This is a genomic window from Pseudomonas sp. P2S-1, from assembly GCF_057197725.1.
This window is the reverse complement of sequence record NZ_CM170068.1, coordinates 1,908,328-1,929,419: the sequence shown is the minus strand read 5'-3', so window position 1 is coordinate 1,929,419 and position 21,092 is coordinate 1,908,328. Positions and strand designations below refer to the sequence as shown.

Sequence of the window (21,092 nt, the reverse complement as noted above, 5' to 3'; positions counted from 1 at the left end):
CTTGAGCACCGGAATCAGGAGAGGAGGGAGAGAATAGAAGAAAAAATGGCAGGGGCGGCTGGATTCGAACCAACGCATGGCAGGATCAAAACCTGCTGCCTTACCGCTTGGCGACGCCCCTGTTGCGACGGACAAAAGCTTGTCCTGATGCAGATCCCGCTGCTGGTCACTGTGTGTCCGTCGCGGGATGGGCGGCAATTTAACAAGATTTGTTACGCCTGGGAAGTGTTTTTTGCAAAGAAAAGCGTTTTTAAACAGCGACTTAGTTGGATAGAGAACGCAGGTTTGATCGCCGCGGACCCTGTGGGAGCGGGTTTACCCGCGATTGCAGTAGTGAATCCACCATCGCAATCGCGGGTAAACCCGCTCCCACAAGGTCCGCGGCGCACTGGAACTCAGCGCTACCAATCGCTTGGCAACGCAGGTGGTCCTGGCAGCGAAGGGAAGTGCGGCAGCACTTCTTCAGCCAGTTCCTGGATGACCTCGGCGGGCGGCCTTTGCGAGTGCTGGATCCCTAGCGCGGCATGATTGACGCCCGCTGCCTGCCAGCGCTCCAGCAGATCGATCAGCCCTTTGCGACCCGTGCGCAGTATGTAGCCGCCCTGAACGGGCGTGCGCGGGTAGTCCGGATCATCAACCAGGTCCAGCCATTCGTTGGTCATGTGCGGGCGGAAGCCGCCGTCGCGGATCAGCTCGCGCCAGGCACGGATCTTTTCCGCCAGGTGTTGCGGCCCGCGTTCGTTGTGGGTCGCATCCGGGTAGGTGAGCCAGCCGTCGGCATGTTCGGCGATCCATTCCAGCGATTGGCCGGACGAGCCGGTGACGATCAGCGGGATGCCTCCCGTCGCCGGATCGGGCAGCAACTGTGCCCCCGTGAAGCGACCGAGCGGCGAGTCCAGCGTCAACGGACCAGGGCCGAGCAGTTGACGGAAGCACCTCACCGCTTCGGCGAAGCGTTCCCCCCGCTGCGCACGATCGATACCGTAGGCAGGAAACTCGATTGGCCGGTCGCCGGACGCAATCCCCATCACCAGGCGCCCGCCAGACAGTCGGTCGATGCTGGCCGCCGCCTTGGCCAGGTCAATGGGGTGGCGCAGGGTAAAGATGGCACTCCCGGTCGCCAGCGCCACGTTCTGCGTGCGCGCGGCAAGAAAGGCCAGGTAGGTGAACGGATCGAAGACCTGGCCCGCATCGCCGAAGGATGGATCGTATAAAGGTACGTCACGGACCCATACGGCGGCGAAACCAAGCCGGTCGATCGTGCTGGCCAGGTCGGCCTGGCCCGCCAGCACCTCCATGCGCCCTTGGTAAAAGCGCAGGGGCAGGAACAGACCAAGCGTCAGGCGCTCGGGGGCGAACATGCGCCGGTAGCCGGGATGGCCGTGGAACCTGGCCATTGGTGCGCCGGTCAGGCGCGGAGTAACAAACGCGTCGTTCATAAGTGACCTTCCTTGTGCCTCAGGCACCCGTAGCCGTTGCGGGAATGACAATGCCGCGCTGCACCGCCGGACGGGCGGCGACCCGTTGGTGCCAGGCATCGAGATGACGGTGATGGCTGAAGTCGAAGCCCACCAGCCGGGCGATATGGCTCCAGCCGAAATGCGCGATATCGGCGATGGAGTAGTGCTCTCCCGCCAACCAGGTGCGGGTAGCCAGGCGCTGGTCGAGCACGCTGAAAGCCGCCTCGGTCAGCGCCCGGTAGCGCTCGATGGCGGCGGGCAGGGGCGTCTCGGCAAACAGCTCGAAGTGCACGCGCTGGCCGAGCAGCGGGCCGACGCTGGCGGCATGGAACTGCAGCCAGGTGATCGCCTCCCAGCGCTCCCGCGCAGTGTCGGGCAGCAATTGCCCGCTGAGGTCGGCGAGGTACAGCAGGATGGCGGCCGATTCGAAGAGCGTGATATCGCGCTGGTCATCGCGCAGTACCGGGATGCGTCCGTACGGGTTCAGCGCGAGGAATTCCGCCGTGCGGTGTTCGTCGTTATCGATGCGGACGTGGTGCAGCTGATAAGGCAGCCCGAGCTCCTCCAGGGCGATGGTGATCTTGAAACCGTTGGGCGAGCTGTCGGTATACAGGTGAAGCATTGGCGGCATCCTTGTTCGGGGCGGTTTCGCTTGAGGAGTGAGCTGGCCTAAACTGCCAGGCACTCCGTTGTGGCAATGTTCCCTGATGAAGCCAATGCTGGAAAACGATGAATCATGAAGCCTGAATTTAGAAAAACTAAACCATGAACAGCATTCTTCCGTTGCTGGCCCTGCGCGCCTTTACCCAGGTCGGGCGCTTCGGCAGCGTCAAGCACGCCGCCGAGTCCCTCGGCGTGACCCCGGGTGCGGTCAGCCAGCAGATCCGCCAACTGGAAGAGCGGCTCGGCGTGCCGCTGTTCAATCGCGGGCGCAATGGCATGCACCTGACCGAGGCCGGGCAGAAGGTCTGGCCGCAACTGCTGGCCGCCTTCGAACAGATCGAGAGCGCCCTGCATACGCTGGAAGCGGACCGCCTGCGCCCGACCGTCACGGTCAGTACCGTGCCCTCGTTCGCCGCCTCCTGGCTGGTTCCGCGACTGGGCCGCTTCACCGAGCGGCACGGGCATATCGAGGTGCGGGTCGAGGCCTCGGGGGCACTGGTGGACCTGCGTCAGGAGCGGGTGGATATCGCCATTCGCCACGGACTGGGCGACTATCCGGGGTTGTCCTGCGAGCCACTGATGGCTCCGGTGCTGCTGCCGGTGGCGAGCCCGACGCTGTTCGCTTCACGGACCGGCCTGGTCGAACCGGCGGATTGCCTGGAGTGGCCTTTGCTGCAGGACGCCGATCGCGCCGATTGGGTGTTGTGGCTGGGCGCCCATGGTGTCGCCCAGGACCCGCGAGCCGAACGAGGGACGGCCTTCGATGACGATTACCTGCTGATTCGCGCCGCCGTGGCCGGGCAGGGGCTGGCGCTGGTGCCCGAGCAATATGCGGCGGAGGAAATCGCTGCAGGACGCCTGGTGCAGGTGCTGGACAAGCCATGGCCGGCACGGTTTGCCTATTACCTGGTCACCCTGGCGGAAGGGGCGCGGCGCCCTGAGGTGGAGGCGTTCATGGCCTGGATACGCGACGAGGCAGCCGACGTTCAGTGACGCACAAAAAAAGCCCCCGCGACCTGACATCGCGGGGGCAAACGAGTGGACACCCCTATGCTGCGCTGCCGTTACACACCGTCCACCCGGTAAACCCCGATCAGCACCTCCTTGTCATTCACGTCGTCGATGGTCCCGACGTAGGTGTAGTCCTCCAGCCAGTCGTACTTGCCCGCTGGGGTGCTGAAGCTCGGCACGGTGCGGCAGTAGAAGTCGGCCTGGGTCAGCTCCTCGCCCTTGGCCTGTTTCGCAAGGCCCGCAGCGGTCGGCCGCCAGAGCCCGTAGTTGTGGATGATGATCACCTGGCCGTCTTCGGTCTTGAGGCGATAGAGCGCATCGATCTTCGTCACCCCGTCATTACGCTCCACCGACATGTCGGCGCCGCCGGGAATCACCTCGCCCTTGAACCCGCTCGCAACGAAGTGCCCGCCGATGATCGGGTAGTTGATCCGGTGGCCTTCGGCACCTTTGCCCATGTCCTCGTCGGCGCCGAGCTTGACGTTGATCTGCATGACCAGCTCGGTCTTGACCCGGTCCGGCTTGCTGTCCTTGAGTTCGCCGGCCTGGACGACGCCGACGAGCAGGCCGAGGGCGGTGACCAGCAGGGTGTGCGTGGTTGTTTTCATGAGTGCGCTTCCTTATTTGAGTGGGTCGGGACGGCAGGGTTGCTTGAGCAGGCTGTCGCAGGCCGGCTGGGCCTTGGGAATGGCGACGCCCTTGAGTTCGCCAAGCACCAGCGCTGACGGGTGTTCGGCGTCGTGCAGCAGCTTGGGCCGGGCGGGCAGGGCGAAGGTGTCGAAGCCGTAGCCGCCGGTGCGACCCGGCGCATCGATCCAGATACGGATGCGCGAACCGGCACGGAACGGGTGGGAGAACGGCGGGATTTCCACCCGGCCCAGGGTCGGCGTGTCCGGCAGCATCGGTTCGACCGCGTCCGGGGTATCCAGGCGCCATGGGCGCAGGGCGGTGGACTTGTGGTCGTCGAGCTTGCGTGACGACATGCGCAGCCAGCCGCGCTGCACGAAGACTTCCTGGCCGTCAGGCAGCAACTGGGTCAGGGTCACCTGCACGTCCATGTCCGGGCCCATCGGCGTCGACAGCCAGAGGTCGGCGCTGGCCGTGCCGTAGCCGAGCACATCGCGCTGCAACGGCGCGCTGGTGTAGGCCAGGCTGCCGTCCTTCCAGCCGGGCTTCTGTGCGCCCCAGGCGTTGTCTTCCTCGTAGGTGTTCACGTCCGGGCCGGCTACCGGGTAGGTGTACTCGTCCGGCTCGCCGCTGGGCTGGCCGTTCTCCAGCAGCTTGCCGTCGCCGGCCAGGGCGAAGCGCAGCGGGGTGATGTCCAGGGGCAGGCGCGGCCGTTCGATGACCCAGCCCGGGGTCGCGGTTTCGTTCAGGTCATGGGGCGTGTCGCGTTTCGGGCTGGTGGTTTCCTGCCAGATTTCCACGTGCGCGGTCTTGTCGAAGCCGTTGCCCTCGCCCTTGACGAAGTGGTCGAAGAAAGCCACCAGCTTGTCGCGGAAACGGGTCGCTTCGTAGATATCGTGGGGGCCGTTGGTTTGCACGGTCCACAGTTGCTCGGGCTTGAGCGTCTCGTGGTAATAGCCTTCGCGGGCCATCACCGCTTCGTCCTGCCAGGCCTCGAAGGACAGCACCGGGACCTGGATGCGGTGGGTGCGTGAGCGGATGTTGCGCTGTTCGGTCCATTCGTCCCGCAGCGGATGGCGGATCAACTGGTAGGTCAGGGCATGCTTGCCGATCTCCGCCTCGTTGCGTGCCAGCTGGGCCAGGCAGCGGCTGTCGTTCTCGCTCTGCGCGCTGGCCTTGACCGCTGCCCAGCGCTGGGCCAGGTACCAGTGCCAGCCGGTCACGAATTCCGGCGCCGGCACGCCGCCCGGTGCCCAGCTGTCGCCCCGGGCATCGCCGAGGACCATGCCCGGCGCAATGGCCTTGAGGCTGGCGGGGCGCTCCGAGGCGGTCATCAGTTGCGACATGCCCGACCAGGACCAGCCGAACATGCCGACCTTGCCATTGGACCAGGCCTGTTTCGCCACGAACTCCACGGCATCGCGGCCATCGGTGCCGTAGGCCGGGCCGAGGAAGTCGAAGGTGCCCTGGGAGCAACCGCTGCCCCGGGCCTGCACGCCGACTACCGCATAGCCGAGGGCGACCAGTTGCTTGTCGAGATCGACCGAGAAGGTCTCGTCGTCCGCCAGGTAGGCGCTGCCGCCGATGCTGCCGGAGTCGTAGCCGCTGTAGCGCACCAGCACCGGGAACTTGCCCGAAGTCGCCGGGAGCAGGGCGGAGTAGCGCAGTTCGGTGCCGTCGGCGGTCTTGATGTAGCCGGTCTCGCGCTTGGCCCAGAAGGGCTGCCACTGGCGGGCGGGAATGTCGCTGACGTCCTGCCCGGGGATGTCCTGGGCAGCGTGCGCGCAGGCACAGAACAGCAGGGCGGCGGCCAGCGCCGTGGTACGGAAGATCATGGCGGTTTCCTTGGGTCAGAAGAGCTTCGAAGCGGAGAGCATCACGGTCGCCGAGCAGATATCGTCGACGCCCTGGGTGGACTGGCATTCGGCCCTGGACAGGTCGGTATCTACATAGGCCAGGCGCCAGTCGATATCCAGCAGGGTCCTGTTCAGGCCCACTTCCCAGTCGTGGTAGGTGCTGCGGGTGCTGCCGTCGTGGCTGACGTAGACCGGGTCCTTGGCGTCGGAGTAGCCGTAGCGCAGGTCCAGCGAGGTTTCCCAGGGCAGCTCGAAGCGGTAGCCGGCCCAGAGCACGCTGCGGTCATCGCCGTAGGGCTTCACTTCCTTGGTGTATTTCATGCCGAAGGTGGCGTTCCAGGCACTGAGCACGCCGATCCATTCGCCGTAGTTGAAGGCGCTGTCCTTGGGGTAGTCGTACTCGTAGTAGATCAGCGAGGCGGCGATGTCCTCGTTGAAGCTGTGCTCGATGCCGGCGTAATAGTCGTATTCGCGACGGGTATCACTGTCGAAGTCGACGTTGGAGGTGAACACCCCGAGCAGCAGCCCGCTGGAGTGCCGCAGGCTCAGGTCGAGTTGCAGGGCCGGGCGGTTGAGGGTCTGGGAGACACCGCCGGTGCGGTAATCGCTCATCGCCGCGACCAGTACGTCGAGGGTGAAGTCGTCATTCAGTTCGATGGCCTGGACCGGCAGTGTCAGACCCAGGGCCAGAAGCGCGCCGAGGCGCCTGGTGGTTGCTTTCATGTGCTCCGCTCCGTTTATTATTCTTGATGGCAGATGTGCACTAACTGGTTATTGGTCTTACTTATTTTTTTTGGGTGAAGCCTGTTCGTGACTCGGTTTTGTGTCGTGAACAGGCTTAATTTATGGCTTTGCGCCCTATGGTCTCTATCCGTCTTGCGCACGAAAGCCGTCCGGAACTAACCTGATGATTAATAAATTTAACAATATGGGATGTGGGCTATGACGATCAGGGTGCTGGAGGCGCAGGAGGTGAACGAGCACCGCGTCGCCCTGCCGGGCTGGCAGGAGCAGTACACGCAGATGTCCGCCGGGCGCTTCCAGGGGCGTCTGGTGCATGCCGAGACGGCGGGCGTCGAGTTGTACGAGGAGCGCATGAACCTGCGGGTCGAGCAGGAGTTCCATGCCCCGGCCGACGCCCTGGTGTTCAGCTTCGACATGAGCGACAACGCCCTCTACCTGCTCGACGGCCAGACCCGCAATGCCTGGGTCACCCCTGAGAATTACCGCGAAGTGGCGGTGGTGTTGAAGCAGCCGGCGACCTGGCAGCGTTCGGCGGCGGAGTTTCGCCGGCTGGTCCTGCAGCCGCTGCGCTCCAGTGGCTGCAATGCCTTCGCCAGTTCACTCAGTGGCGTGCTCGCCGAAGCGGTGCGCGGAGAGGTGGATGTGGATGCGCCGGGGTTTGCCCGGCAGATCGCCGATGGTTGCTTCCAGTTGCTCGACGAGGCCATGGACGTGGGTGGGCGCGGGCGGGCGGAATGCCATATGCGCCGGGTGGTGGAGCGGGTCAAGGAAGTGGTCAACGACTGCCCGCAGGACAGCTTCGGCGTGCAGGACCTGGCGGATGCGGCGGGGGTCTCGGTGCGGCATCTGCAGCAATCGTTCCTGCGCTATGCCGATATGCCGCCGACGGTGTGGCTGCGTAACCGGCGCCTGAATGCGGTGAGGAGGGACCTGCTGGCGTCGGACCCGGGGCAGGTGACCGTGGCCGAGGTGGCGATGCGCTGGTCGTTCTGGCACCTGGGGCGGTTTTCCCAGTCGTACCATGGGTTGTTCGGGGAATATCCGAAGGAGACGCTGAAGCGGGGGTGAGGGCTTGGGGCCTTGTGCCGGCTTTCAGGGCCTCATCGCTGGCAAGCCAGCTCCCACAGGGTTCAGCGGCGCCGCGGACACTGTGGGAGCTGGCTTGCCAGCGATGAGGCCATCAAATACACCACATCAATCAGCCAACCATCTCCTTCACCCGATACCACAACATCCCCAGCGCCAGCAGCGGCGAGCGCAACAGCTTGCCCCCGGGGAAGGTCAGGTGCGGCACCGCGCCGAACACATCCAGCCCCTTGCTCTGCCCGAGCGAAATAGCCTCCGCCAGCAGCTTCGCGCTCCAGTGCGTGACATTCAGTCCATGCCCCGAATACCCCTGGGCAAAGAACACGTTCGGATGCTGCGCCAGCCGCCCGACCTGCGGGAAGCGGTTGGCGGTGATGCCGATCATCCCGCCCCACTGATAGTCGATGCGCACATCTGCCAACTGCGGGAAGACCTTGAGCATCTTCGGCCGCATATAGGCGCCGATATCCTTGGGGTCGGTCCCGGAATAGTGACAGGCGCCGCCGAACAGCAAGCGCCGGTCCGCCGTGAGCCGGTAGTAGTCCAGGCCGACCTTCTGGTCGCACAGCGCCAGGTTCAGCGGAATCAGGCTGGACGCCACGGCCTCGGACAATGGCTCGGTAACGATCACATAGCTCCCCGCCGGCAGCACCTTGCCACTCAGCTTCGGCTCCAGCTCATCGAGATGGGCATTGCAGCCCAGCACCAGGCTGTCCGCCCGCACCCGACCATGGGCGCAGTGCACCACCACCTGGTTTCCATGCTCGATCCGTACGACCGGGCTCTGCTCGAAGATCTTCACCCCCAGCCGGCTGGCCGCCCGGGCTTCGCCGGTGACCAGGTCCAGCGGATGCAGATGCCCCGAGCCCATGTCGATCAGCCCGCCGGCATAGCAGTCGCTGGCGACCACCTGGTGCATGCGCTTCGGCTCCACCAGTTCGATCGGGTGCGGATACCCCGAACTCGCCAGTGACTCGTACTCTTCACCCATCGCCGCGAACTGCGCCGGGGTATTGGCCAGTTCGCAGAAGCCCCAGCGCAGATCGCAGTCGATAGCGAACTCGTCGATGCGTTCGGCGACCAGGGTCACCGAATCCACCCCGGCCCGCTCCAGATAGCGCACGCCTTCTTCGCCGACATATTTGGCGAAGCCACTGACATCGTGGCCGATGCCACGAATCAGCTGCCCGCCATTGCGCCCGCTGGCGCCCCAGCCGATGCGCCGGGCCTCCAGCAGCACCACCGAGTGCCCGCGCAAGGCCAGCTCCAGGGCGGTGTTGACCCCGGTCAGGCCGCCACCGATCACGCACACATCGGCCTGGATCTCGCCGTCCAGCGCAGGGTAGGGCTGGCTGTCGCGGGCGGTGGCGGCGTAGTAGGACGCCGCATGCTCAGCGCTTTGCATCATCAAGGGATCTCGACTCATTGGTTGAACTTGACCTTGCTCCAGCTGCGGGTCATCAGGCGCATGATCTTCGGCGACGGGGCCTTTGAGATATACAGCTTGTCCAGCACCGCCTGGGGCGGATAGACCTCGGGATTGTTCAGGGTCTCGGGGTCGATGAACGGCCTGGAGTCGGCATTGGCGTTAGGGTAACCCACATAGTCGCTGATTCCGGCGATCACCTTCGGCTCCATCACGTAGTTGATGAAGGCCAGGGCCTGGTCGGGGTTCTTCGCGTCGGCGGGAATCGCGATCAGGTCGAACCACAGGTTGCTGCCTTCCTTGGGAATGCTGTAGGCGATCTTCACCCCGTTGCCGGCCTCGCGGGCGCGGTTGGCCGCCTGCAGCACATCGCCGGAGAAGCCGAACGCCACGCAGATATCACCGTTGGCCAGGTCCGAGATGTACTTGGAGGAGTGGAAGTAGGTGACGTAGGGGCGCAGTTCCAGCAGGCGCTTTTCCGCCTTGGCGTAGTCGGCCGCGTTGCTGCTGTTGGGGTCCAGGCCCAGGTAGTTGAGGATCGACGGGATCAGCTCGTCGGCAGAGTCCATGAAGGCCACGCCGCACTTCTGCAGCTTCTTCAGGTTCTCCGGCTCGTACAGGGTGGCCCAGGAGTCGATATGGTCGACACCGAGCACTTCCTTGACCTTGTCGACGTTGTAGCCGATGCCATTGGTGCCCCACAGGTAGGGCACCGAGTGGCGGTTGCCGGGGTCGTTCTGTTCGAGCAGCCTGAGCAGCGCCGGGTCCATGTGCTTCCAGTTCGGCAGCTTGCTGCGGTCCAGTTCGAGGAACACCCCGGCGTCCACCTGGCGGGTCAGGAAGTGGTTGGACGGCACGACGATGTCGTAGCCGGTCTTGCCCGCCAGCAGCTTGCCTTCCAGGGTCTCGTTGGAATCGAAGACGTCGTACACCGGCTTGATCCCGGTGGCACCCTCGAAGCCGGCGAGGGTGTCCGGGGCGATGTAGTCGGTCCAGTTGTAGATGCTGACACTGGGCTGCGCGCTGGCCAGCAGCGGCGCGGCGAGCAGGGCGAGAGGGGCAAGACGTTGCAACAGCTTCATGGCGACTCCTGATCCGTTTTTATTGTGTGCGGCGGGGCGATCGATGTCAGACGCTGAGCAGCAGGAACTCGCGTTCCCACGAGCTGATCACGCGCTTGAAGTTCTCGTGCTCGGTGCGTTTCACCGCGACATAGCCCTGGACGAACTTGCGGCCCAGGTACTGTTCCAGCACCTCGCAGTTCTCCATCGCTGCCAGGGCGTCCTCGATGGTGATCGGCAGGCGCAGGCTGCGGCGCTCATAGGCGCGGCCCTGGACCGGTGCGCTTGGTTCGATCTTCTCGACCATGCCCAGGTAGCCGCACAGCAGGCTGGCGGCGATGGCCAGGTACGGGTTGGCGTCGGCGCCCGGCAGGCGGTTTTCCACGCGCATGGCTTCCGGCGAGGACGGCGGTACGCGCAGGCCGGCGGTGCGGTTCTCTTCGCCCCACTCGACGTTGACCGGCGCCGAGGTGTCCGGCAGGAAGCGGCGGAACGAGTTGACGTTCGGCGCGAACATCGGCAACACCTTGGGAATGTACTTCTGCAGGCCGCCGATGTAGTTGAGGAACAGCTCGCTCATGCTGCCGTCTTCGTTGACGAAGATGTTCCGGCCCGACTCGGTATCCACCACGCTCTGGTGAATATGCATGGCGCTGCCCGGCTCGTCGGTGATCGGCTTGGCCATGAAGGTCGCCGCCACGTTGTGCTTGAGTGCGGCTTCGCGCATGGTGCGCTTGAACACGGTGATCTGGTCGGCCAGGCTGAGGGCGTCGCCGTGGCGGAAGTTGATCTCCATCTGCGCCGGGCCGTCTTCGTGGATCAGCGTATCGAGGTCCAGGCCCTGGGCTTCACACCAGTCGTAGACGTCTTCGAACAGCGGGTCGAATTCGTTGGCGGCATCGATGGAGAAACTCTGGCGTCCGCTTTCCGGGCGGCCCGAGCGGCCGATTGGCGCTTCCAGGGGGAAGTCCGGGTCGCTGCTGCGCTTGGTCAGGTAGAACTCCATTTCCGGCGCGACGATCGGCGTCCAGCCTTTCTGGGTGTACAGGCGCAGCACGCGCTTGAGCACGTTGCGCGGCGACAGCTCGACGGGGTTGCCGCGCTTGTCGTAGGTGTCATGAATCACCATCGCGGTGGGCTCGATGGCCCAGGGCACCAGGAAGATCGCCTCCGGGTCGGGGCGGCAGAACATGTCGATGTCCGCCTCGTCCAGCAGGTCGTAGTAGATCTCGTCCTCGACGAAATCGCCGGTGACGGTTTGCAGCAGGACGCTCTCCGGCAGGCGCATGCCGCCTTCGCCGAGAAACTTGTTGGTGGGGGAAATCTTGCCGCGGGCGATGCCGGTGAGGTCACTGACAATGCATTCGACTTCGGTGATCTGGTGTTGCTTCAGCCAGGTGCTCAGCTGATGCGCGGGGGTGTTCATGCAAACCTCTGACGGGTTAGTTGGAAGGCACGCGACCGGCGTGGGCCGGTGGGCGCGTGACTAGTCTTGGTCAGAGGCGGGGGGCGGTTCTATCCGTTTTCCGCAGGAATGGCTTGTGTTGCTCTTTCGGGCCTCATCGCTGGCAAGCCAGCTCCCACAGGGTTCAGCGGCGCCGCGGACACTGTGGGAGCCGGCGTTGCCGGCGATGAGGCCCGAAAGAACAGCAACTTTGTTCAAGGCCGGAACGCCTCCGGTCAATACACTTGAGTCCTTCATCCCCAAGGACTACTCATGATCACCTGCCAGGTTCGCTACATCATCGACCCCTACCAGCTACCGGCCTTCGAAGACTACGGCCGCCAGTGGATCCGCCTGGTCCAGCGCCTCGGTGGCCAGCACCACGGCTATTTCCTCCCTGCCGAAGGCGCCAACAATATCGCCTACTGCCTGTTCAGCTTCCCCGGCCTCGCCGAGTACGAGCAGTACCGCAAGCAGGCCGAGACCGACCCCGAGTGCATGGCGGCGGTAGCCAAGGCGGTGCAGTTGAAGTTCATCCTCAGCTATGAGCGGACCTTCCTGCGCCCCGTATTGGAATGACCCGGGTCAATATCCCGGGCCATGCGCCGGAGTAGGGTGAAACTGCCCGAATCCAGCAGGGAGCCCGCCATGGCCAAGCCGTTTCCCGTCAATCCCAAGCACCCCGAGCGTATCTGCTGGGGCTGTGACCGCTATTGCGCTACGGCCGAGCTGGCCTGCGGCAACGGCGCCGACCGCACCATGCACCCCGCCGAGATGCTCGGCGAGGACTGGTACGAACATGGCGACTGGGGCCTGGAGATCAGCGGCAAGATCGCGACCGACAAGCAGCCCCCGTCCTGACCCTCAGCACGTGCGCGCCTGGCCGCCAATGGCCAGTGCGGCGCGAATCAGGGCCAGGTGGGTCAGGCCTTGGGGCAGGTTGCCCAGGTACTCGCCGCTCTGCGGATCGATCATCTCCGAGTAGATCCCCACCCCATGGGCCAGCCCCATGACCGCCGCCTCGAAGGCCCGGGTCGCGTCCTCCCGTTGACCGAGCAAGGCACGGGCCTCGATCAGCCAGAAGGTGCAGGCCAGGAAGCAGCCTTCCTCGCGATACACCTCGCTGTAGCGATAGTGGAAGGCGTCGCAGCCCAGCTCGCGCTGGATGGCATCGAGGGTGCTGCCCAGGCGCTCCCGTGACGGATAGCCGAAATGCACGGCCAGGGCCACCGAGGCATCCAGCTGCTCGCTGCCCGGATAGAACTGGTAGGCCTGCAGCTTCTCGCTCCAGCAGTGTTTCTCGATCCAGTCATGTACCCGCTGGCGCTCGCGATCCCAGCGGTCGCGGCAGGTGGTCGGCAGGTGACCGCCGTCGGCCAGTTCCACCGCCCGGCTCAGGGCCTGCCAGCAGGCGATCTTGGACAGGGTGTAATGCTGCTCGTCCGGCAGTTCCCAGATCCCCGAATCCGGCTTGCGCCAGCGGTCGGCGCACTGGTCGGCGATGCCGGAGAGGATCCGTGCGCTAACCGCGTCGAGGATATTGCCGCAGTCGATGAAGCAGCGGGCGGTCTGGAAGATATCGCCGAAGATGCCGTGCTGGATCTGGCTCACCGCGTCATTGCCGATCTGCGGCGGCGAGTTCTTGTAGCCGGGCAGGTGCACCGGGCGGGTGCCCTTGGCGAGGTCGCCTTCGAGGGTGAAGAGCACCTGTGGGCCGTGCTCGCCAAGGCGGTGGAGCAGCCAGGTAAAGGCGGCCTTGGCTTCCAGTTCCGCGCCGATACCCAGGAACGCCTCGATGGTGTAACCGGCATCGCGCACCCAGGCGAAGCGGTAGTCCCAGTTCTTCGGTCCGCCGATGCGCTCCGGTAGCGAAGTGGTAGCGGCGGCCATGATCGAGCCGGTGGAGGAGGACAGCAGCAGTTTCAGGGCCAGGGCGCTGCGGATCACCAGGGGCTTGTAGGCGCCTTCGTAGCCGAGGCTGTCGCTCCATTGCCGCCATTCGCGGTGGGAGCCGTCGATGCGCGCTTCGATCAGCTCAAGGGGTGGTACCACCAGCGGCTCGTCGCGGCCGCAGATGATCGCCAGCACGGTCTTGTCCCCGGCCTTCAGGCTCAGGCTGGCGCGCAGGCCGAGGTCGTCCTTGCGATCGACGTCGAGCAGTGCCTTGTCGTAGCAGACCAGGCCGAGAATACGCCCGGCATGGAAGACGCAACCGTTGTGGTTGGCGGCCAGGAAGGGGCTGACGGTATCGGCCTGGGTGCCGAAGTCGATGCGGATGGTGAAGTCCATCTGGCCTTCGAGCACTTCGATGCGCCGTGCCAGTTCGCCCCAGGGCAGACGGCCGGCGGGGCCGCTGTTGAGGGATTCGGTGAGGAGGGCGCGGCCGGTAGCGCCGATGACCAGGGTTTCCAGGACGTTGCTGCCGGGCCGGTAACGGCGTTCGATGCGGTACTTGCCTTCGGGGGTGATGGCGAAGCGGCCGCCTTCAAGGGGCGAAAGCAGGCGGTCGAACAGCGGTGGGGAGTCCATGTGCGGCACGCACCACCAGTCCACCGAGCCGTCCCAGCCCACCAGGGCCACCGAGCGACCGTCGCCGAGGGCGGCGTAGCCCTCCAGTGGCAGCCAGCCGCCGGCGTCCCGTTGCGGTTCGCCGAGCTGGTAGCCGTTCATCACGCTGTCGTCCACGGGGAGGGTCTCCGAAATGCAAAGGGGTCATTCGGAGAGATTCGTGGGGGAGGGGTTTGGTTCCGGGTGTTGTGTTGTTGCTGAGGGCCCTATCGCTGGCAAGCCAGCTCCCACAGTGTCCGCGTCGCTGCTGAACCCTGTGGGAGCTGGCTTGCCAGCGATGAGGCCCGAGAGAACACTACAGAATCAGGCTTTTGCCGCCCTGGCCGCATGCAGCTTCTTGTAGCTCTCGATCAACCGCAGATGCCGGTCCAGGCCTTCCAGCTTCATGCTGGTCGGGGTCAGGCCGTGGAAGCGCAGGCTGCCTTCGACCGAGGCCAGCACCGCATCCATCCGCGGATTGCCGAACATGCGGCGGAAGTTGACCTCGTAGTCGGCCATTTCCAGGTCGCTGTCCAGCTCCACTTCCAGCACCACGTTGAGCGCCTGGTAGAACAGCCCGCGCTCGACGGTGTTGTCGTTGTACTGCAGGAACATCTCCACCAGTTCCTTGGCATCGTCGAACTTCTTCAGCGCCACCTGGATCAGGATCTTCAGTTCCAGCACCGTGAGCTGGCCCCACACGGTGTTGTCGTCGAACTCGACGCCGATCAGCGTCTTGATCTCGGTGTATTCGTCCAGCTCCGACTCCAGCAGACGCTCCAGCAGGCTTTCCAGGGCGTCGTCGTCGAGGCTGTGCAGGTTGAGGATGTCCTCGCGGAAGAACAGGGCCTTGTTGGTGTTGTCCCAGATCAGGTCGTCCACCGGGTAGATTTCCGAGTAGCCCGGCACCAGGATGCGGCAGGCCGGGGCGCCCAGATGGTCGTAGGTGGCCATGTAGACCTCCTTGCCCATGCCTTCGAGGATGCCGAACAGGGTCGCGGCTTCCTCGGCGTTGGAGTCTTCGCCCTGGCCGGAGAAGTCCCACTCGACGAACTCGAAATCGGACTTGGCACTGAAGAAACGCCACGAGACCACACCGCTGGAGTCGATGAAGTGCTCGACGAAGTTGTTCGGCTCCATCAGCGCATGGCTTTCGAAGGTCGGCTGCGGCAGGTCGTTGAGGCCCTCGAAGCTGCGGCCCTGGAGCAGTTCGGTGAGGCTGCGCTCCAGCGCCACCTCGAAGCTCGGGTGGGCGCCGAAGGAGGCGAACACACCACCGGTGCGCGGGTTCATCAGGGTCACGCACATCACCGGGAATTCACCGCCCAGGGAGGCGTCCTTGACCAGCACCGGGAAGCCTTGTTCTTCCAGGCCCTGGATGCCGGCGAGAATGCCCGGGTACTTGGCGATGACTTCCTGCGGCACATCCGGCAGGGCCAGTTCGCCTTCGAGGATCTCGCGCTTCACCGCCCGTTCGAAGATCTCCGACAGGCACTGTACCTGGGCTTCCACCAGGGTGTTGCCGGCGCTCATGCCGTTGCTCAGGTAGAGGTTCTCGATCAGGTTCGACGGGAAGTACACCACCTCGCCATCGGACTGGCGCACGTAAGGCAGCGAGCAGATACCGCGCTCGATATTGCCCGAGTTGGTGTCGTACAGGTGCGAGCCGAGCAGCTCGCCGTCCGGGTTGTAGATCGCCAGGCAGTATTCGTCGAGCAGCTCTTTCGGCAGGGCGTCCTTGCGCCCCGGCTTGAACCAGCGCTCGTTCGGGTAATGCACGAACCCGGCGTTGGCGATCTCCTCGCCCCAGAACTGGTCGTTGTAGAAGAAGTTGCAGTTCAGCCGCTCGATGAACTCGCCCAGGGCCGAAGCCAGCGCGCTTTCCTTGCTCGAGCCCTTGCCGTTGGTGAAGCACATCGGCGACTGCGCATCGCGGATATGCAGGGACCAGACGTTGGGCACGATATTGCGCCAGGAGGCGATCTCGATCTTCATGCCCAGGCCCGCGAGGATCTCCGACATGTTGGCGATGGTCTGCTCCAGCGGCAGGTCCTTGCCCGGGATGATCGTGCTGGTTTGCCCGTCGAGGCCCGGCATCAGCAGGGCCTGGGCATCGGCGTCGAGGTTCTCGACTTCTTCGATGATGAACTCGGGGCCGGTCTGCACCACTTTCTTCACGGTGCAGCGGTCGATGGAGCGGAGGATGCCCAGGCGGTCCTTCTCGGAGATGTCCGCCGGCAGCTCGACCTGGATCTTGAAGATCTGGTTGTAGCGGTTTTCCGGGTCGACGATGTTGTTCTGCGACAGGCGGATGTTATCGGTGGGGATATCGCGGGTCTGGCAGTACAGCTTGACGAAATAGGCCGCGCACAACGCCGAGGAGGCCAGGAAGTAGTCGAACGGACCCGGTGCCGAGCCATCGCCCTTGTAGCGGATGGGCTGATCGGCGATCACCGTGAAGTCGTCGAACTTGGCTTCGAGTCGGAGGTTGTCGAGAAAATTGACCTTGATTTCCATGCGGGTTCCGTAGCGGGCGAATCGATTTTGGCGGCCATTATCCGGTTTTTCGCCGGGAAGTCTTGTCCTTTCACCCGCGGCCGCCGGGCGGGCAGGGAGGTTAGTCCTCCTCCAGATGATGGACAAAGGTCGCACCGCTGTAGGCCTTGCGGAACAGGCCCAGTTCCACCAGCCGTGGCATCACCTGCTCAAGGAACAGGTGCACCGATTCCACCGAGCCGCCGGGCGCCGCGATAAACCCGTCCATGGCCCCGGCCTCGGCCCATTCGACGATGCTCGCTACCGCGTCGTCCACCGTGCCGATCACCTGCCAGTGGGCGGCCGAGATCACTTCCGGCTTCAGCAACAGCTGATCTACGGTCAGCGACTCCCGCTCGATCAGGCGGCGCAGCAGGCGGGTGTGGGTGCGGCTGTTGGTCTTGGCCAAGGGGGGCGGCAGGTCGTCACGGGTCACCGGGCGATCCGCCGGCCAGTCGCTGAGGTCGAGGCCGGTCATTTCCTTGACCGAGGCGAACTTGCGCTGGCGGTCGAGGCGGGCATGGGTTTGCATGAACAGGGCGCGGGCTGCTTCCCGGGTCGGCGCCAGGTACAGGCTCAGGCCGGGCAGCAGGCGGACATCCCGGGGATCGCGGCCATGGGCCTCGGCACGGCGTGACAGATCGCGGCGCAGATCAATGGCTGCCTCGATATCCGGGGTCGGCGAGAACACCAGGTCGGCCACCGAGGCAGCGAAGTCGCGGCCGGATTCCGAGGCGCCCGCCTGGACGAAGGGAATCCGCGCGCCGCCGAAGGCCGGCAGGTTGAGCGGGCCCTTGACCTTGAAGTGGGGGCCTTCGTGGTTGACCGGGTGGATCAGCGAGGTGTCGGCGTATTGACCGGCGGCGCGGTCGAGTTTCAGCGCTTCGTTGGGGAAGCTGGCCCACAGTTGCTGCACCAGCTCGGTGAACTCGGCGGCGCGCTGGTAGCGCTGCTCGGCGTCAGGCATGCGCTCCAGGCCGAAGTTCTCGTGGCCCTGCAGGGCGGTGACGATGTTCCAGCCGACCCGGCCCTTGCTGATCCAGTGCAGGGATTGCAGTTGCCGGGCCACCACGTAGGGCGGGTAGAAGGTGGTGGAGACGGTGGAGACCAGGCCGATATGGGTGGTTGCCTGGGCGACGGCGGCGAGCAGCACGGTGGGGTCGAGGCTGGCGAAGCCGGGAGCGTGTTCCATCACTTCAACGGCCAGGCTGCTGACGTCGGGGCGGAACACGAAGTCCAGGTGCGCGGCTTCGGCGCGACGGGCCAGGTCGATGGCGAAATCGGCGCTGAAGAGGTGCTCGATATTGCTGTTGTCGCGCCGCCAGCCGTCGCCGCTGAGCCAGGTGGGGGCGAGGGAGAGGCCGATGTGGAGCTTGCGGGTATTCATAAATAATCCTATGTATTCGCAATACCTCTGTAGGAGCGTGGCTTGCCCGCGAAGGACCGCGCCAGCGGTCCCAAAATCTCACTGCTACCACTATCTTGGGACCGCTGCGCGGTCCTTCGCGGGCAAGCCACGCTCCTACAGAAGCGGGTACGCGTCGTTCTTTAGAAGGCGCCCTTGACCCCGACCCCGAACATCCGCGGCGTGGTCATGCTCGCCTCCGTCCCGCCTATCCCGCGGTTCTGCTGCATGTACAGCGGCGACCGATCATCGAAGACGTTCTTCACATAGCCATACAGCTCCACTTCCTTGCTGTAGCGGTAGCCCATGCGCATATCGGTCAGGGTGTAGGCGTCCACGGCATAGGCCTTGGTGTTGGCGGTGTCCGAGTAGTAGCCATCCACATGCCGCACCTGGGCCGAGACGTTCAGCCTGTCGGTGACATCCCAGCTCGGCCCGAAGCTCAGGCTGTAGCCCGGCGAACGGGCGAATTCATTGGCCTCGTAGCTGTCGTTGCCGGAGATCCTGTCGATCCGCGTGCGCAGGGTGCCGGCGCTGGCTTTCAGGGTCAGGTTGTCCAGCACCCGGTAGTCGGCGCTGAGTTCCAGTCCGTAGGCGTGGGCCTTCTCGGCATTGATGGTGTAGGACTGGGTGATGCCGGTGGAGATCACCACCGGGATGTTGTACTGGGCATCCTTGTGGTCCATGTAGAACAGGTTGCCGCTCAGTTGCAGACGGTCGTCGAGCAGGCTGGCGCGGGTGAACAGCTCATAGTTCCACACCGACTCTTCCTTGAACGACATCCAGTTGCGGGTGGTCAGGTTCAGCGCCACGCCGCCCGGGTTGTAGCCACGGCTGACCATGCCGCCGACGGTCCAGTCCGGGGTCACGGCAAAGGCCAGGGACAGCTTGGGTAGCAGGGCAGAGAAGGTCTTTTCGTAGTCCAGCGGAGTCGGCGCCAGTACCGAGCGGCCTTCGCGTTCGATGCGGTCTTCCTGGTAGCGCAGGCCGCTGCCGAGGGTCCAGCGGTCGGTCAGGCGGTAGCTGACATCGCCGAACACGCCGAGGTTTTCCTTGCGGTCATCGAAGGTGGACAGCCCGCTGAGCAGCAGGCTCTCGTCGGACTTGGTCTTCGCCACGTAGATCCCGGTGGTGCCGCTGACCGCGCTGTCCTGGTCGCCGAAGTTCAGGCGGGTTTCGTTGGACAGGTTCTTCTGCTGGATATCGGCGTCGCCGTTGCCGGGAATCCCGGTGTAGCGCTGCACATGGGACAGCGAGTACTGCGCCTGGTTGAGCAGCTTGAGGCCGTTGTCGAAGTCGTAGCTGACATCGAGGATGCTGGTGTTGGTCGACTGCTCCCAGCTCGGCATGGTGGTCGTGGTGTGTTCCAGCTTGTGGTACGGCGCGGCCGCAGCTTCCTGGCTGGGCCGGTTGGCGTCACCGTGGGAAAAGGTGTACTTGGCTTCCAGCCCGGGCAGGGCGCTGGGCAGCCAGAGCAGCTTGGCGCGTGCGGTGGTGGAACTGAAGTTCTTGTCCGCCTTGCCTTTCTGGAAATTCGGGTTGGTGTAGTCGATGAAGGTGTCGCGGGCCGAGTGATCCACGGTGATGCGCCCGGCCAGGTCATTGCCCATCAGCGGCCCGGAGGCCATCAGTGAGGTGCGGTGCGAGTCGTAGTTGCCGAGTTCGGCCTGGTAGGCGGCTTCGGGGGTGAAGCTCGGGTCCTTGGTATTGACGATGATCGCCCCGGCGATGGCATTGGCGCCTTGCGAGGTGGTCTGCGGGCCGCGGAAGACCTCGATGCTGTCCAGGTCCCAGACCGAGGTGGCGCCGAAGTACATCTCGTTGTAGTTCAGGTAATGACCGTCGAGGTTGATGGTCGCCCGCGGCACGGTGCCGCCCCAGAACACGTTCTGCCCGTTGTTCGGGCCCTGGCTGTCCATGCCGCGGATCACCGGGGCGCCGACGCTGTCGGTGTAGATCACGTTGGGCACGTCGTTGAGCACTTCGGTGACGGTGGAGCTGCCGGCCTTTTCCTTGTCGATTTCCTGCCCGGTCTTCACCGTCACCGAAGAGGCGGTGTCCTTCAGTTCGCGCTCGACTTTTTCACCGGTGATCACGATCGGCTCGAAGGTCAGGCTGGCGGGTTCCGCCATTGCCGACGTGGCGCCGAGCAGGGTCGACAGGGTCAGGACGCTGAATCCGCCGGTGAGGGTGAGAGGGGAGTAGGGCTTCAAGGGTACTGCTCCTGAATGAGAATGGTTGCGATTTGCCGAAAGGCTATCACGCAGCCATCACATTCCTCAATAAAGAATTCATTCCGCAATGTGGTTTGTGCTTTTTGCCTCGGGCAAAATCGGTATCATGCCCAGCGCGATGGAAACCAAGCCTGAGGAGAGGTCATTTGAACAACGACGAGTCCACCCTGGACGACGCCCCGCAAGCCCCCGGCGAAAAGCGCTCTGGCACTATCCAGTCGGTGGCCATCGCCACGCGTTTTCTCCAAGTGCTGGCCAGTGCCGAGCGCGAGCTGGCGTTGGGTGAAGTGGCCCGGCGCACCAATACCGGCGGGTCCACCACCCACCGCTATCTGCAAAGCCTGGTCAAGGAAGGCCTGGCCCGACAGGACCCGGCCACGGGGCTCTATGACCTCGGGCCGACGGCGCTGAGCATTGGCATTGCTGCGCTGAAGCGGGTGGATGCGGTGGAAATCGCCGCCAGCCACATGAAGGCCCTGGCCCACCGCCAGGCGGCCAGTGGTGGCGTGGCGATCTGGACGGAGCGCGGGCCGACGCTGGTGCGCTGGTATCGCAGCGCGTATTTCTCGGTGAACCCGCTGGCGCTGGGGGATATCCTGCCGCTGGACAACACCGCCTGCGGGCTGGTGTTCCAGGCGTTCCTGCCCAAGGCCACCATCGATGCGGCGCGCAAGCAGCAGCCGGCGCATTTCCGCGGCACGCCGCCGAGCAAGGCGGTGCTGGACGAAGTGCGCAACAGCTGCTGGGCGGAGCTGACCAGTCACCTGCTGTCGAACGTCACCGGGCAGGCTGCGCCGGTGTTCGATGCGCAGGGGGAGATTGTGTGCTGCATGACTACGGTGACGGATCTCGGGCGCTTGAATTCGCCCGAGGACCGGGATGCGCTGTTCAGGGAGGCGGGGGTGGTGAATCAGGCGACGGGTGGGGCGGCTTCAGGGTTGTGGTGATGCATCCGGCCTCATCGCTGGCAAGCCAGCTCCCACAGGGTTCGCG

The 21,092-nt window shown here is 64.6% G+C and carries 17 protein-coding genes and 1 tRNA gene; 5 read left to right on the top strand and 13 right to left on the bottom strand.

Annotation, left to right across the window (positions count from 1 at the left end):
* Nucleotides 1-46: 46 nt before the first annotated feature.
* From AC2CQI_RS08475 to AC2CQI_RS08465, 3 genes are all read right to left on the bottom strand, one after another.
* Nucleotides 47-121, bottom strand: a tRNA-Gln gene (locus AC2CQI_RS08475).
* 280 nt (nucleotides 122-401) lie between these two features.
* Nucleotides 402-1,439 carry an LLM class oxidoreductase gene (locus AC2CQI_RS08470; protein ID WP_484579874.1) on the bottom strand — a complete coding sequence of 346 codons (1,038 nt, stop codon included), beginning with the start codon at nucleotides 1,437-1,439 and terminating at the stop codon, nucleotides 402-404.
* 19 nt (nucleotides 1,440-1,458) lie between these two features.
* Nucleotides 1,459-2,091, bottom strand: a complete 633-nt coding sequence (locus AC2CQI_RS08465) for a glutathione S-transferase family protein (RefSeq protein WP_484579873.1) — start codon at nucleotides 2,089-2,091, stop codon at nucleotides 1,459-1,461.
* A 134-nt stretch (nucleotides 2,092-2,225) separates the two neighbouring features.
* Between AC2CQI_RS08465 and AC2CQI_RS08460 the strand changes: the two genes are divergently transcribed.
* Nucleotides 2,226-3,116 (top strand): LysR substrate-binding domain-containing protein, encoded by an 891-nt coding sequence (locus AC2CQI_RS08460; RefSeq protein WP_075803443.1) that lies wholly within the window; start codon nucleotides 2,226-2,228, stop codon nucleotides 3,114-3,116.
* A 71-nt stretch (nucleotides 3,117-3,187) separates the two neighbouring features.
* Here AC2CQI_RS08460 and AC2CQI_RS08455 read toward each other — a convergent pair whose 3' ends face one another.
* The 3 genes from AC2CQI_RS08455 to AC2CQI_RS08445 are packed head-to-tail and all read right to left on the bottom strand — an operon-like array spanning nucleotide 3,188 to nucleotide 6,340.
* On the bottom strand, nucleotides 3,188-3,742 hold the full coding sequence (locus AC2CQI_RS08455; RefSeq protein WP_075803442.1) for a DUF3237 domain-containing protein: 555 nt from the start codon (nucleotides 3,740-3,742) through the stop codon (nucleotides 3,188-3,190).
* Nucleotides 3,743-3,754: 12 nt separating this feature from the next.
* On the bottom strand, nucleotides 3,755-5,596 hold the full coding sequence (locus AC2CQI_RS08450) for a CocE/NonD family hydrolase (RefSeq protein ID WP_075803441.1): 1,842 nt from the start codon (nucleotides 5,594-5,596) through the stop codon (nucleotides 3,755-3,757).
* Nucleotides 5,597-5,611: 15 nt separating this feature from the next.
* A complete protein-coding gene (locus AC2CQI_RS08445; RefSeq protein WP_075803440.1) occupies nucleotides 5,612-6,340 on the bottom strand; it encodes a TorF family putative porin in 729 nt (242 codons plus the stop codon).
* A 219-nt stretch (nucleotides 6,341-6,559) separates the two neighbouring features.
* On the opposite strand from AC2CQI_RS08445, the gene AC2CQI_RS08440 reads away from it, so the two are divergent.
* The gene (locus tag AC2CQI_RS08440; RefSeq protein ID WP_484579872.1) at nucleotides 6,560-7,429 is read left to right on the top strand and encodes a helix-turn-helix domain-containing protein; all 870 of its coding nucleotides are present in this window, start codon (nucleotides 6,560-6,562) and stop codon (nucleotides 7,427-7,429) included.
* Between the two features lie 130 nt (nucleotides 7,430-7,559).
* On the opposite strand, the gene AC2CQI_RS08435 is transcribed toward AC2CQI_RS08440, so the two are convergent.
* Genes AC2CQI_RS08435 through AC2CQI_RS08425 form a run of 3 tightly spaced genes read right to left on the bottom strand, consistent with a single transcriptional unit; the run spans nucleotide 7,560 to nucleotide 11,360 of the window.
* Entirely contained in the window at nucleotides 7,560-8,855 is a 1,296-nt protein-coding gene (locus tag AC2CQI_RS08435) for an NAD(P)/FAD-dependent oxidoreductase (RefSeq protein WP_075803438.1), read from the bottom strand.
* A gap of 14 nt (nucleotides 8,856-8,869) precedes the next feature.
* Nucleotides 8,870-9,955 (bottom strand): polyamine ABC transporter substrate-binding protein, encoded by a 1,086-nt coding sequence (locus AC2CQI_RS08430; RefSeq protein WP_484579871.1) that lies wholly within the window; start codon nucleotides 9,953-9,955, stop codon nucleotides 8,870-8,872.
* Nucleotides 9,956-10,001: 46 nt separating this feature from the next.
* Nucleotides 10,002-11,360 carry a glutamine synthetase family protein gene (locus tag AC2CQI_RS08425; RefSeq protein ID WP_484579870.1) on the bottom strand — a complete coding sequence of 453 codons (1,359 nt, stop codon included), beginning with the start codon at nucleotides 11,358-11,360 and terminating at the stop codon, nucleotides 10,002-10,004.
* Nucleotides 11,361-11,651: 291 nt separating this feature from the next.
* Here AC2CQI_RS08425 and AC2CQI_RS08420 point away from each other — a divergent pair, with 291 nt between their 5' ends.
* Both AC2CQI_RS08420 and AC2CQI_RS08415 read left to right on the top strand, forming a co-directional pair.
* Nucleotides 11,652-11,957 carry an NIPSNAP family protein gene (locus tag AC2CQI_RS08420; RefSeq protein WP_075803435.1) on the top strand — a complete coding sequence of 102 codons (306 nt, stop codon included), beginning with the start codon at nucleotides 11,652-11,654 and terminating at the stop codon, nucleotides 11,955-11,957.
* A gap of 69 nt (nucleotides 11,958-12,026) precedes the next feature.
* A complete protein-coding gene (locus AC2CQI_RS08415) occupies nucleotides 12,027-12,239 on the top strand; it encodes a DUF3079 domain-containing protein (protein WP_484579869.1) in 213 nt (70 codons plus the stop codon).
* 3 nt (nucleotides 12,240-12,242) lie between these two features.
* On the opposite strand, the gene AC2CQI_RS08410 is transcribed toward AC2CQI_RS08415, so the two are convergent.
* From AC2CQI_RS08410 to AC2CQI_RS08395, 4 genes are all read right to left on the bottom strand, one after another.
* Complete coding sequence (locus tag AC2CQI_RS08410; RefSeq protein WP_484580599.1) at nucleotides 12,243-14,000, bottom strand: glycoside hydrolase family 15 protein; 1,758 nt, start codon at nucleotides 13,998-14,000, stop codon at nucleotides 12,243-12,245.
* Between the two features lie 249 nt (nucleotides 14,001-14,249).
* On the bottom strand, nucleotides 14,250-16,442 hold the full coding sequence (locus AC2CQI_RS08405; protein ID WP_484579868.1) for an OsmC domain/YcaO domain-containing protein: 2,193 nt from the start codon (nucleotides 16,440-16,442) through the stop codon (nucleotides 14,250-14,252).
* 100 nt (nucleotides 16,443-16,542) lie between these two features.
* Nucleotides 16,543-17,847 (bottom strand): NtaA/DmoA family FMN-dependent monooxygenase, encoded by a 1,305-nt coding sequence (locus AC2CQI_RS08400; RefSeq protein ID WP_484579867.1) that lies wholly within the window; start codon nucleotides 17,845-17,847, stop codon nucleotides 16,543-16,545.
* Between the two features lie 161 nt (nucleotides 17,848-18,008).
* Nucleotides 18,009-20,078: a TonB-dependent receptor gene (locus AC2CQI_RS08395; protein ID WP_484579866.1), complete on the bottom strand. Its 2,070-nt coding sequence runs from the start codon at nucleotides 20,076-20,078 to the stop codon at nucleotides 18,009-18,011.
* A gap of 188 nt (nucleotides 20,079-20,266) precedes the next feature.
* Here AC2CQI_RS08395 and AC2CQI_RS08390 point away from each other — a divergent pair, with 188 nt between their 5' ends.
* Nucleotides 20,267-21,046 (top strand): IclR family transcriptional regulator, encoded by a 780-nt coding sequence (locus AC2CQI_RS08390; RefSeq protein WP_178391995.1) that lies wholly within the window; start codon nucleotides 20,267-20,269, stop codon nucleotides 21,044-21,046.
* Nucleotides 21,047-21,092 lie beyond the last annotated feature (46 nt).

Coding starts and splice junctions, on each gene's coding strand:
- AC2CQI_RS08470 (WP_484579874.1), bottom strand. CDS start 1,439: ATGAACGACGCGTTTGTTACTCCGCGCCTGACCGGCGCACCAATGGCC.
- AC2CQI_RS08465 (WP_484579873.1), bottom strand. CDS start 2,091: ATGCCGCCAATGCTTCACCTGTATACCGACAGCTCGCCCAACGGTTTC.
- AC2CQI_RS08460 (WP_075803443.1), top strand. CDS start 2,226: ATGAACAGCATTCTTCCGTTGCTGGCCCTGCGCGCCTTTACCCAGGTC.
- AC2CQI_RS08455 (WP_075803442.1), bottom strand. CDS start 3,742: ATGAAAACAACCACGCACACCCTGCTGGTCACCGCCCTCGGCCTGCTC.
- AC2CQI_RS08450 (WP_075803441.1), bottom strand. CDS start 5,596: ATGATCTTCCGTACCACGGCGCTGGCCGCCGCCCTGCTGTTCTGTGCC.
- AC2CQI_RS08445 (WP_075803440.1), bottom strand. CDS start 6,340: ATGAAAGCAACCACCAGGCGCCTCGGCGCGCTTCTGGCCCTGGGTCTG.
- AC2CQI_RS08440 (WP_484579872.1), top strand. CDS start 6,560: ATGACGATCAGGGTGCTGGAGGCGCAGGAGGTGAACGAGCACCGCGTC.
- AC2CQI_RS08435 (WP_075803438.1), bottom strand. CDS start 8,855: ATGATGCAAAGCGCTGAGCATGCGGCGTCCTACTACGCCGCCACCGCC.
- AC2CQI_RS08430 (WP_484579871.1), bottom strand. CDS start 9,955: ATGAAGCTGTTGCAACGTCTTGCCCCTCTCGCCCTGCTCGCCGCGCCG.
- AC2CQI_RS08425 (WP_484579870.1), bottom strand. CDS start 11,360: ATGAACACCCCCGCGCATCAGCTGAGCACCTGGCTGAAGCAACACCAG.
- AC2CQI_RS08420 (WP_075803435.1), top strand. CDS start 11,652: ATGATCACCTGCCAGGTTCGCTACATCATCGACCCCTACCAGCTACCG.
- AC2CQI_RS08415 (WP_484579869.1), top strand. CDS start 12,027: ATGGCCAAGCCGTTTCCCGTCAATCCCAAGCACCCCGAGCGTATCTGC.
- AC2CQI_RS08405 (WP_484579868.1), bottom strand. CDS start 16,442: ATGGAAATCAAGGTCAATTTTCTCGACAACCTCCGACTCGAAGCCAAG.
- AC2CQI_RS08400 (WP_484579867.1), bottom strand. CDS start 17,847: ATGAATACCCGCAAGCTCCACATCGGCCTCTCCCTCGCCCCCACCTGG.